Consider the following 7,698-nt stretch of genomic DNA (forward strand, 5'->3'; position numbering starts at 1 on the left):
CCCGCCGGGGGAGCTGATTCTGAGGCTCCGGAAAGCTACCAGCCCGGGGGGATTCCATGGCGTCATCGCGGTCGCGCGTCCTCATCATGGCCGGCGTCCTCGCTCTCGTGGCGATCCTCGGTATCGCCTGGCTGGTTGGCGTCGCCACGAGCAACGGAGTGGAGCCGCTGGCCGGCAGCGGTACGAACGTCCCTGCGGACGGTGCGCACGCCCCGGACGGCTCGACGGACGCCCCCGACGGCTCGACCGGCGCGCCCGAAGGCTCGACCGGCGACGCGCCCGGCCGGGGCACGACCACTGACGACGGGCAGCCGCCGGGCGGTGGATCCACGCCGCAGGAGTCGCGCAACAACCGCCGCAGCATCCACTGGAACGGCGTGCGCCTCGACGGCTCTCCCGGCGACGACGGGTGCGTCACCATCATCAACAAGACCTCCACCGTCGGGACGATCGAGTCCGTCTCCTTCACCGTGCGGTCGGGCCCCGGCCGTGCCACCGCCCGGACGGCCCCCGGGCACTGCGAACCCACCGGCGACCCGCTGTGCCAGGGGGTCCGGTTGAGGGCCGGCTCCCAGTGCCTCGCGGGAGCGGTCATCACGGGCGACGCCTCTGACAGCCCGTACGTCATCCAGGCGGTGGTGCGCTTCCGGTACATGTGCGTCAACGTCGAGGACTCGCCCTGCGACGAGGTCCGCGACTGGGGCGGCCCGCCGCCGACGGCGCAGGCACCGGTGGAGGTGACCGGCACGACTGCCAACAACGTTCCGCAGTTCGAGTTCTACATCGGCGGTTCCGGCACACCGGACGGCGAGAACGAATCGAGCACCTCCCCCGAGCCGACGCCGGACGACGCCGGTTCCGCCACAGCGGACCCGGGCACCTCGGATGAGGACTCAGGCACGGAGAACGACGGGTCCGGCACGTCGGATGACGGCACGACCAGCGGAGACACGGCCACTACTCCGGAGGGCTGATGACCGGCGAGACCCGACTGTCCCCCGGACCACCCGACCGGCCAAGGGCGAGCGCGCCTCCGGCCACGCCGGCGCGCGCGCCGCAGCCCGCGGCCGAAACCGCAGCCGGGCAGGAGGAGACGGAGGCCGGGCAGGAGGCTGCCGACGGGGAGGCGGCGGCGAGTGGGCAGGAGGCGGTTTCGGCACGGGTCAGGAAGCTCGCCGAGGCCATGGGCCCCACCACGCTGGCGACCGCGCTGCTGATCTACTTCGGCTACGTGGCGACCCGCGCCCGCTACGACTACTTCGGCATCTCCCTGGAGATGACCGGCCTGTCCAACCAGAGCCTGCTCCTCGACGGCCTCGAGGTCGTGTACGTCCCGGCAGCGCTGATCGGCCTCGGCACGCTGCTGGTCGTCGGCCTCCACGCCGTCGTGTCCTGGCAGCTCGCCCGCCGCCCCGGCGACGTGACCAACACCTTCCTGGCCGCCGGCCTCGTGCTCGCCGGTGTGCTGCTGGTCGGCCGCGCGATGATCGGCATGTTCCTCCATGACTCCAGCACCAGCATCGTCATCAACCCAACCCCGTTCGCGCTGGCGTTCGGCCCGGCCACCGTGGCGTACGGCATCCACGTCCACGGCAAGAACCGCGGCCGCCCGCTCATGTCACCACGCCTGGCCAGGAACGGCGCGCTGGGCGCGCTGGGCCTGGCCGTCGCCGGCCTGTTCTGGGCCTCGACCCAGATCGCCTGGGCCTACGGCAACGGCCTCGGCGAGGAGGACGCGCAGAGACTGCAGAAGCGGGCCGAGGTCATCCTCGACGTGAAGGAGCCGCTCCAGGGCGTCCCCACCGGCGTCACCCACGCCCCGCTGAACACCACCGGCAAGGACCCGAGCTTCGCGCACCGCTACCGCGGCTTCCGGCTGCTCCTCGCCTCCGGCGGCCGGCTCTTCCTGGTGAGCCCGAAGTGGCAGCTCGGCCGCGACCAGACGATCGTGGTCCCGTACGACAACAGCATCCGCATCCAGCTCATCCCCCAGCCTTGACCCCATCTGAAGGCGCCGAAGCTACGGGGCCGGCTTGAGGTTCTTCATCGTGAAGCGCGAGCTGATGCTCCTGACCCGCGGGATGGTCATGACGTGCTGGCTGAGGAAGGTCTCGTAGGCGGCCAGGTCGGCGACGGCCACGCGCACGAAGTAGTCGGGGCTGCCGAACAGCCGGCGCAGCTCGATGACCTCCTCGGCCCGCGCCAGACTCTGCTCGAAACGCTCGACCGTCTCCGCGTCCTGGGCGTCGAGGGTGAGGTCGACCAGGACCTCGAAGGACCGGCCCACGGCGGCGGGATCGATGACAGCCCGGTAGCCGCGGATGACGCCCTCGGCCTCCAGCCGCTGGACGCGCCGCAGGCAGGGCCCGGTGGTGAGCCCGACCCGATTGGCCAGCTCGACGTTGGTCAGCCGCCCGTCCCGCTGCAACTCGGAGATGATTGCTCTGTCGATCGCGTCCATGAAATAAGATTGCACCACAGGCTGCTGGGTGCGCAATATTCGCAACCACATGGCGCGTGTTCTGCGAGAACATGGAGGGGTGCGACAAGACGTTCCAACCCTGATGACCGCACCGGCGCCCGCGCCGGTCCCGGCCACCCGGCGCCCGCAGATCGCCGCGGGAGTGCGCGACTCCTTCTCCGCGGGGCTGGGGATCTTCCCGCTGGGCATCGCCCTCGGCCTGCTGATGCTCCAGGCCGGCCTGCCCTGGTGGCTCACTCCGGCCCTGTCCCTGGCCACGTTCGCCGGCTCCCTGGAGCTGCTGCTGGTGAGCATGATCGCCACCGTCACACCGCTCGCCGCGGTCGCGCTGACCGTCCTGGTGGTCAACTTCCGGCACGTCTTCTACGCCTTCTCGTTCCCGCTCCACCTGGTCAAGAACCCGCTGGCGAAGGCGTACGCCGTCTACGCGATGATCGACGAGGCGTACGCCGTCAACGCCTCGCTGCCGGCGGCGGAGCGCTCGGCGCCCCGGCTGCTGGCGATGCAGATCGCCTGCCACACCTACTGGGTCGGCGGCGGCCTGGTCGGCGTCGCCATCGGCGTAGCCCTGCCCGCGCCGGTCAAGGGCCTGGAGTTCGCCCTGTGCGCCCTGTTCACCGTGCTCACCCTGGACGCGTTCCGCTCCCGCCGGGAGATCCCCTCGGCGCTGCTGGCCGGGGCGAGTGTGGCCGTCGCCCTCGTTCTCACCCCGGGCATCGCCATGTTCACCGCGCTGCTGCTGTTCGTGGCCCTGCTGCTGGCCCGCCACGCGCTCGCCGCCCGGCGACCCGCCGCGGAGACCGCCGATGCCTAGCACCGCCTACCTGATCGCCGTCCTCGCGATCGTCTTCACCATCACGATCGCCCTGCGCGCCCTTCCCTTCGCGGTGCTGCGTACGCTGCGCACCTCGGCGATCGTGCGGCAACTGTCGGTGTGGATGCCGGTGGGCATTCTGGCGATCCTGGCCGTGACCGCCCTGCACGGCACCATCGCCGCCGAACCGCGCGCGACGCTGTACGCGCTGCTCGCCGTCGCCGTCACCGCGGGCGTCCATCTCGCGTTCGGCCGCCGCACGATCCTGAGCGTCGGGATCGGCACCGCAGCCTACGTCGTCCTCGTCAACGCCTTCTGACGTCCGTACGCGCCCGCGGTCAGGAGTAGAAGTGCATGACGACGGCCAGCCCGACCACGTGCGTGAGCACCACCACAACGATCAGCGAGATGAACACGAACTTGGCCGGGCCGTGCTCGAAGTGCTTGCCCTCCTTCAACGGAGGCAGCTTGGCCTGGCGCTCGGCGATGCGCTCCTCCAACGGCTTGCGGTGAAACACGGGGACGTCCTCCCAGGCCCGGCTCCCAGGTGATTTGCCTGGCAACTGTTTGTAGGCTATTAGTTTGTACACAAAGCAATTTACCAGGGGACACGGGGAGGTGCCTACAGATGGAGCCTGTGACAGAGGCAACAGATCTCCTGGCGCTGGACCGGCAGGTGTGCTTCGCCCTCAGCATCGCCTCGCGCAGCGTGATCGGCCTCTACCGGCCGCTGCTCCAGCCCATGGGGCTGACCCATCCGCAATACCTGGCCATGCTCGCGCTCTGGCAGCACGAGCCCCTGTCGGTCAAGGAGCTGGGCGAGCTGCTGCGGCTCGACCCCGGCACCCTGTCACCCCTGCTCAAGCGGCTCCAGGCCCTCGGCTACATCCACCGCGAACGCAACAGCAAGGACGAACGCGCCCTGGCCGTGACCCTCACTCCCGCCGGCCGGCAGCTGAGAGCGCAGGCGGAGAAGATCCCGCCCGCCATCGTGGCCCGTCTCGGCATGGACCTCGACGAGCTGCAGGACCTGCATCAGGTGTTGATGCGGGTGATCGCGGCGACACGTGACCCCGACGACCCCGGGCCACAGGGCGGTACGCGCTAGAAAGCGAAGCCGCCGGGGCGGCCGTTGCGGTCGGCGATCAGCCTGGCCAGGGTGGCGACGGCGATCTCGGGAGGAGTGCGCGAGCCGATGTTGAGCCCGATGGGCCGGTGCACCCGGGCGATCTCCTCCGGCGGCACGCCGAGATCGGTCAGCACCCGCACATGGGGCGCGGTGTGGCGGGCGCTGCCCATGATGCCGATCCACCGGACAGGGAACTTGAGCAGGTCGCGCAGGATCGGGCCGATCTCGTCGCGGTGATGGTCGGTGAGCACCACGTCGGCCGTGGCGTCGAGATAGTCGCCGAGCTCCGTCACCGCGGCGAATCCGTCGACGAGCCGCCGGGGATCCGGCTCGAGCAGGATCGGGCGGAAGCCGAGCTCGGCGCCGAACCTCAGCAGGCAGCCGGCCACCGGAGAGGCGAAGACGGCGACCAGCGTCCGCCCGGCCAGCTCGCCAGGAGCCTCGCGATGGGCCACCTCACACGCCGGGTCCTCATCATGGGTGTGGCTCATATCAGCAGTCTGACATGACCGCACCCGCGAGGTCAGGTTCGCACCGCGGTGACCGCCAGTGTGGTGATGGGCATGGTGAAGCCGCCTCCGATCGCGTCAATGGCGGCCCCCACGCCCTCCAGCACCTCCTCCAGCCGATCGGGCGAGAGCCGGGTGAGACCACCGGTCGTGGGCAGGAATTCCAGGTACGTCTCGCGGGTGTACGACTGTTCCCAGTCGTATCGCCGCTGCTCCGGGTCGCCGAAACCGCCCGCCTCGCGGATCCCGTCGGCGAACTTGGCGAATCCCGCCTGGTAGAGGTCCACGGCCCGCCCCGGCGACTGGACCAATGACCGCATTTCGGGCGCCACCCGCTGGTAGACCTCGGCGAAGGCCTCCGCCACGGCGCTCGGGGCCTCGAAGACGTGCGCGAACACCGCCAGCAGGCCGCCGGGCCGCAGCACCTGTGCCGCCTTGGCCGCGCCGACGGCCGGGTCCACCCAGTGCCAGGCCGTTCCGGCGACGACGGCGTCGAATGTCCGGCCGGCCGGCTCCCATGCCTCGAACGTCGCCACCTCCATCTCCACTCCGGCGCGCCGCGCGAAGTCCGCCATCCGCGCGTCGGGCTCGACGCCCAGCACCGTACAGCCGGCCGCCTGGAACTGGCGGGCCGCGATCCCGGTGCCGCAGCCGACGTCGAGGACGTCGGGCCCAGGGCTGGCCGAGACGATCTGGTCTATCAGGTCGTCGGGGTAGCGGGGCCGGGCCCGGTCGTAGCGTTCGGCGTCCACGCCGAACGACTCCGCTATCTGCCGAGCTTGATGGGATGGCTGCGCAGGAGAAGGCTTTCCCGCCTCGGGTATAGTGGGCATGCGCCCACCATAGTGGGCACTTGCCCACTCAGCAAGCCAGGAGGACACCGGGTGCCGACCGGGATAGCCATCCGTGACGTACGCGAGCAGCTGTTCGACGCCGCCGAGCGCATCCTGCTCCGCGACGGGCCGAACGCGCTGACGAGCCGGGCTGTCACCACGGAGGCAGGCTGCGCCAAGGGCGTCCTGCACCGGCACTTCGCCGACTTCGACGCCTTTCTCGCCGACTTCGTGCTGGACCGCATCCACCGGATGGACCCGCAAGCCGCCGCCCTGCGCGAATCCGCGGGGACCGGCACCGTCGCCGGCAACCTCACCGACGCGCTGATCGCCCTGTTCGGGTCGGTCGCCGTGGCGATCGTCCCGCTGGTCACCTTCCGGGACGAGCTGCGCGACCGGCTGCGTGAGACGTGGCCGGCCGGCGTCCCGGTCCTGACGGACGCCTGCGTCATGATCGCCTCCTACCTCACCGCCGAGCAGGAGCTGGGCCGCATCGCGGCCGACGCCGAGGTCGACATGCTCGCTCCCATGCTGATCGGGGCCGCGCACCTGCTGTTCGCCGATCGCAAGGGGCCGCCGCCGGAGGCCGAAACCGTTCACAAGACGGTGACCTCGGTCATCGGCGGCGTCGCGCGAGAGGCGTGACGGCCAGCGGGCGTCGCCGTGCGGGTCTGTGACACGACGATGGCCGCCCGGCGCTAGGCGTGGTTCGCGACGTGCTTGTCGAAGAAGTCGAACGTGCGCTGCCATGCGTCGTCCGCCGCGGTGCGGACGAGGCCGTGACGCAGCGGGAACAGCGCGAGTTTCGCGACGGGGTGGTGGCCGTCGGTCATGAAGGAATGCCCAGCGCCCGGATAGATCTCGACATCGTGCTCGATGCCGAGTGCCCGCATATGCTCCTGCAGCCGCCTGCCGTGCGGCCCGAAGCCTTGGTCACGGCCGCCGAAGGAGCCCACGACCGGGCACACCGGCCGCAGCTCTTCCCGGTCACGGGGAACCGCGCCGTAGTTCACCGACGCGGCCCGCACGCCGGGCGGCGCGCTCGCCGCGTACGCGAGGGCGAACCCGCCGCCCATGCAGAATCCGATCACCCCGAGCCGCTCGCCGTCGACGTCTCCACGGCCGGCCAGCCATTGCCGGGTCGCGTCGATGTCGGCGGCCGGCCGGCCCGGCTTACCGGTCACGAACTGGTGCATGGCCCGCGACAGGCACCCGATCCTGGTGCCATGGCTGTACAGATCCGGCAGCACCGCCGCGTAGCCACGTTCGGCGAAGAGGTCCACCACATCCAGCATGTCCGGTTCGATGCCGTAAATTTCGTGCACCACCACCATCCCCGGCCATCCGCCCGCGGGCGCGACCCCTTCAGGCAGCGCCAACGCCGCCGTTAGCGAACTGCCGTCCGGCAGCGAAATGCGCACATCTTCCGTCATGAGCCCCCCTAAAAGCGAAACGCGACGCAGCGAAGTCTAGGGTTGACATGCGCACATCCGTACCCACCGAGAAACTCCTGCCCGTCGTGCTGGGGCTTTTCTCCTGGGGCAGTAAGCACCTCGACACGACCCAGCAGGATATCGAAGCCGTCGGGCCGGATGGGAAGCCCGTCCGCGTCGTCGTCCGCTCCGGGGAGAACCACGAACTCACGGCCGCACAGATCCGCCTTCTCCCTAAGTGGTCCTCCGCGTAAGTCCTTCGAGGGTCAGTGGCTGAGGTAGAGATTGCAGGCGCAGTCGAGGACTTCTTGGGGCGTGCCGGCCGACATGCCGGTGGGCAGGATCTGGTTTGGGTGTAGCTCGTTCTGAGGGGTGCGACACGAAGTCGCGCATATCGAGTGAACTCGCAGATTGGAGGCCGGTCATGCCGGATGCGTAGTTCCTGATCAGTGTTCGAGATTAGTCCCCGCCCCGACGTGCGTCGGTGGGTCTTGCTCA

12 protein-coding genes are annotated in these 7,698 nt (G+C 70.1%); 7 read left to right on the forward strand and 5 right to left on the reverse strand.

All coding sequences use genetic code 11. The features are described 5' to 3' along the window. Positions 1 to 56: 56 nt before the first annotated feature. Together ABN273_RS36605 and ABN273_RS36610 are read left to right on the forward strand one after the other, a co-directional pair. On the forward strand, positions 57 to 974 hold the full coding sequence (locus ABN273_RS36605; RefSeq protein ID WP_349453691.1) for a hypothetical protein: 918 nt from the start codon (positions 57 to 59) through the stop codon (positions 972 to 974). Then, a complete protein-coding gene (locus ABN273_RS36610) occupies positions 974 to 1,999 on the forward strand; it encodes a hypothetical protein (RefSeq protein WP_349453692.1) in 1,026 nt (341 codons plus the stop codon). The genes ABN273_RS36605 and ABN273_RS36610 overlap by 1 nt, the downstream gene beginning before the upstream one ends. Positions 2,000 to 2,020: 21 nt before the next feature. Here the strand turns inward: ABN273_RS36610 and ABN273_RS36615 are convergent, their stop codons facing one another. Then, positions 2,021 to 2,461, reverse strand: coding sequence for an Lrp/AsnC family transcriptional regulator (locus tag ABN273_RS36615; RefSeq protein ID WP_349453693.1), 441 nt, complete (start codon positions 2,459 to 2,461; stop codon positions 2,021 to 2,023). 103 nt (positions 2,462 to 2,564) lie between these two features. Between ABN273_RS36615 and ABN273_RS36620 the strand changes: the two genes are divergently transcribed. Together ABN273_RS36620 and ABN273_RS36625 are read left to right on the forward strand one after the other, a co-directional pair. Further along, positions 2,565 to 3,296 carry an AzlC family ABC transporter permease gene (locus ABN273_RS36620; RefSeq protein WP_349453694.1) on the forward strand — a complete coding sequence of 244 codons (732 nt, stop codon included), beginning with the start codon at positions 2,565 to 2,567 and terminating at the stop codon, positions 3,294 to 3,296. Continuing rightward, positions 3,289 to 3,615, forward strand: coding sequence for a branched-chain amino acid transporter permease (locus tag ABN273_RS36625; protein ID WP_349453695.1), 327 nt, complete (start codon positions 3,289 to 3,291; stop codon positions 3,613 to 3,615). Before ABN273_RS36620 ends, ABN273_RS36625 begins: the two co-directional genes overlap by 8 nt. A 19-nt stretch (positions 3,616 to 3,634) precedes the next feature. Here the strand turns inward: ABN273_RS36625 and ABN273_RS36630 are convergent, their stop codons facing one another. Beyond that, positions 3,635 to 3,814 carry a hypothetical protein gene (locus tag ABN273_RS36630; RefSeq protein WP_349453696.1) on the reverse strand — a complete coding sequence of 60 codons (180 nt, stop codon included), beginning with the start codon at positions 3,812 to 3,814 and terminating at the stop codon, positions 3,635 to 3,637. A gap of 110 nt (positions 3,815 to 3,924) precedes the next feature. Here ABN273_RS36630 and ABN273_RS36635 point away from each other — a divergent pair, with 110 nt between their 5' ends. Continuing rightward, complete coding sequence (locus ABN273_RS36635; RefSeq protein ID WP_502911183.1) at positions 3,925 to 4,404, forward strand: MarR family winged helix-turn-helix transcriptional regulator; 480 nt, start codon at positions 3,925 to 3,927, stop codon at positions 4,402 to 4,404. Here ABN273_RS36635 and ABN273_RS36640 read toward each other — a convergent pair. Both ABN273_RS36640 and ABN273_RS36645 read right to left on the reverse strand, forming a co-directional pair. Further along, complete coding sequence (locus ABN273_RS36640; protein ID WP_349453698.1) at positions 4,401 to 4,916, reverse strand: XdhC family protein; 516 nt, start codon at positions 4,914 to 4,916, stop codon at positions 4,401 to 4,403. The two genes, ABN273_RS36635 and ABN273_RS36640, sit on opposite strands and share 4 nt — an antisense overlap. 32 nt (positions 4,917 to 4,948) lie before the next feature. Further along, positions 4,949 to 5,767 carry a class I SAM-dependent methyltransferase gene (locus tag ABN273_RS36645; protein WP_349453699.1) on the reverse strand — a complete coding sequence of 273 codons (819 nt, stop codon included), beginning with the start codon at positions 5,765 to 5,767 and terminating at the stop codon, positions 4,949 to 4,951. A gap of 51 nt (positions 5,768 to 5,818) precedes the next feature. Between ABN273_RS36645 and ABN273_RS36650 the strand changes: the two genes are divergently transcribed. Beyond that, positions 5,819 to 6,412 (forward strand): TetR/AcrR family transcriptional regulator, encoded by a 594-nt coding sequence (locus ABN273_RS36650; protein WP_349453700.1) that lies wholly within the window; start codon positions 5,819 to 5,821, stop codon positions 6,410 to 6,412. 53 nt (positions 6,413 to 6,465) lie between these two features. On the opposite strand, the gene ABN273_RS36655 is transcribed toward ABN273_RS36650, so the two are convergent. Continuing rightward, complete coding sequence (locus ABN273_RS36655; protein WP_349453701.1) at positions 6,466 to 7,200, reverse strand: dienelactone hydrolase family protein; 735 nt, start codon at positions 7,198 to 7,200, stop codon at positions 6,466 to 6,468. A 47-nt stretch (positions 7,201 to 7,247) separates the two neighbouring features. Between ABN273_RS36655 and ABN273_RS36660 the strand changes: the two genes are divergently transcribed. Next, on the forward strand, positions 7,248 to 7,454 hold the full coding sequence (locus ABN273_RS36660; RefSeq protein WP_349453702.1) for a hypothetical protein: 207 nt from the start codon (positions 7,248 to 7,250) through the stop codon (positions 7,452 to 7,454). Positions 7,455 to 7,698: the final 244 nt, after the last annotated feature.

The organism is Nonomuraea sp. B19D2, from assembly GCF_040137845.1.
In the GTDB taxonomy this organism is placed as follows: domain Bacteria; phylum Actinomycetota; class Actinomycetes; order Streptosporangiales; family Streptosporangiaceae; genus Nonomuraea.